This is a genomic window from Trebonia sp., assembly GCF_049794275.1.
Classification (GTDB): domain Bacteria; phylum Actinomycetota; class Actinomycetes; order Streptosporangiales; family Streptosporangiaceae; genus Trebonia.
Genome location: NZ_JBARCR010001295.1, coordinates 1 through 1,566 on the forward strand (window position 1 = coordinate 1; position 1,566 = coordinate 1,566).

Genomic DNA, 1,566 nt, shown 5'->3' on the forward strand with positions numbered 1-1,566 from the left:
CGTGCGCGCCGATGTCGCGTTTGGCCGCGGCGCTGAGCAGCGTGCGGCCGACGGCGCGTGCCCCGCCGTACCAGCAGGCCGCCACCCCGGCGCCGCCGTGGCTGAAGCCTGGCCTGTTGACGTACCCGCCTGGCGGTCCGATCGGTACCCCGGGGATCGTGCTGAAGCCGACGTTCAGCGTGTCGCTGCCCGCCATCCCGGTGGCGGGCCAGCTGTCCTCCAGCGGCTGAAGGTTTCCTACGGCGACGGCGAAGAGCCGAGGTCCGTCGTCGGCGGCGGCCGTGACCAGAGCATTCGTGCACACCCGCGCCCCCGAGCAGTACTGCTTGGTGCCTTGCAGAACCCACATGCCGCGGTGCCGGCTGGCGGTCAGGTTAGGGCCGGGCGGGTTCGCCGCCCACACGCCCCAGCGGCTGTCTGGACGCGGCCGCGGCCCGCCGAGCTCGGCCAGGATCGCGATCGCGTCGGCATGCCCCTCACCGAGCCTGGCCAGCGAGAGGTCTTCCCCGGCGAGGTCGGCGAACGCGGCCCAGCGCTCCCAGGTCGCGCCGGAACCGGGCAGCGGGAGGTCGAGCCTGCCGGACTCGACGGCCGCGGTGAACGCCCCGGCGGTCCGCTGCCACGCCGCCGGCCTGCTTCCAGGCATGTAGATATCCCCCCGCCGAATTCGTTCAGGAGTGTGCGGCTACCCGCGCCGGTGTCGTTCACACCTACCGGATGGTCGCGGCCGCGGCGCTGTCGATCATCTCGGACATGCTGCCGTCGCCGCCGTAGGCGCTGCGCTGGAAGGCGGCCCCGTTCCCGCGGGCCAGCACTTCGGCCAGCAGGTCGCTGACGGCGGCCGTGTCGCCCGCCTCGTCCAGCGCGTCCCTGACGTGGTCGAGCAGCGCCTTGGCGACCGTCGCCGCCTGTTCTGGCTGGCCGGAGCGGGGATCGAGCAGGGCGTCGTCCAGCCCGGAGCGGCTGGCCCGCCACGCGGCGAGCCGCAGCATCTCGGTGCGCTGCCCCGGCACGTCGGCGCCGGCCTGCCAGCTGCGCGCCTCGGTGTCCACGAGCGCCCGGCACAGCGCGGCGATCAGCACCGCGTCATCGGCGTGCAGGCACACGTCGGCGATGCGTATCTCCAGCGTCGGATAGTGCTCGGACAGCCTCGCGTCGAAGTACACCATGCCGCTGTCGAGCAACGTGCCGGTGCCGACCATCTGCCGCACCGTCTGCCGGTAGGCCTCGACGGTCACGAACGCCTCCGTCGGTCCCGCGGTCGGCCAGCGCCCCCACGCCTGGTACCGGAAGCTGGCGTACGAGGTGTCACGTCCCTGCCAGAACGGCGAGTTCGCGCTGAGCGCGAGCAAGACCGCCAGCCATGGCCTGATCCTGTCGAGCACCGCCACGGCCTCGTCGGCCGAGGAAATCCCGACGTGCACGTGGCAGCCGCAGGTGAGCTGCTCCTGGGCGGTAATCCCGAACGCGCGGGCCATCCGCAGGTACCGCCCTTCCCGCACCAGCTGCGGCAGCACCGGGGCCGGAGACGTCCCCAGCGCCGCTACCCGCGCTCCTGCGCTGGCC

The 1,566-nt window shown here is 73.2% G+C and carries 1 protein-coding gene and 1 pseudogene; both read right to left on the minus strand.

Annotated features, from left to right (window positions below):
- Positions 1-646, minus strand: a pseudogene (locus WA805_RS31405) (acyl-CoA dehydrogenase); the annotation flags it as partial.
- Positions 647-710: 64 nt separating this feature from the next.
- Positions 711-1,566: carboxylate-amine ligase (locus tag WA805_RS31410; RefSeq protein WP_425244154.1), on the minus strand; the 856-nt coding region annotated here is incomplete at its 5' end.